We start from the raw sequence: 764 nt of genomic DNA on the forward strand, positions 1-764 counted from the left end.
GCCTGAATGGAGCTTGTGATATAAAGCTTGTTGGCGAAAAACGGCCCCGTCGCGAACCCCGCCATAAAAAACGTCAGCATAAACAGCACGCTGCCGATCACGATAGAGAGCCTCACATCCGTTAAGAGCCCGGCCGGTACATTCATAATCTTGTCAATAAAAAAAGCCGTCCCGGCGAGCGGCACAGCGAGCAATAGAGATATCACGACAGACGCGGCTAAATAATTGCTTACATACGCATTGGCCTCGTCCTTGTTCCCCCTGTGGGCGGCGACGGAGAAAAACCTCACAACGACAGAGCTCAGCGCAACGGTAATTATAGAGAAATAGTTAATGATATTCTGTGTCAGATGGACAAACCCAAAAGCCTCCACACCTAATGTTTTCACAATAAAGGGAGTCATCCACACTGATAAAAACACCGATAGTAAAAACGCCGTCACATTGGCGCCGAAATTAATGGCAAATTTCATGCTCCTTCCGCACTGCCTTTCTCTTTCGATTTCCGTTCGAAAAACGCATGCAGAAGAAGAGGAAGGCGCATTTTGCACAGGCCGAGCACCACGCGCGCTCCCGCCAGCAGCTCTTTATGGCGGCACGGCGTCCTGCGCACCGCCGTTTTTACCATGTCATACGTTAAGATTCTGCCGATGTGCGCCGTAATCTGGTGTGACGGCTGCGGCGCGGCGCATGCGTTGGCGATCAGCATCGGAATCTGATGCTTGCACAAATATGTATCGATATCGCTCCGGCAGGCGTCCGTC

General features: G+C 51.4%; 2 protein-coding genes. Both read right to left on the reverse strand.

The features are described from left to right. The coding region (locus tag ACFVXG_RS46125; protein ID WP_387936502.1) for a hypothetical protein at window positions 1-473 on the reverse strand (473 nt) is incomplete at its 3' end. Beyond that, the coding region (locus ACFVXG_RS46130; RefSeq protein WP_387936503.1) for a hypothetical protein at window positions 470-764 on the reverse strand (295 nt) is incomplete at its 5' end. The genes ACFVXG_RS46130 and ACFVXG_RS46125, both read right to left, overlap by 4 nt.

Origin of the sequence: Kitasatospora sp. NPDC058162, from assembly GCF_042884005.1 — a bacterium.
Classification (GTDB): Bacteria; Actinomycetota; Actinomycetes; order Streptomycetales; family Streptomycetaceae; genus Kitasatospora.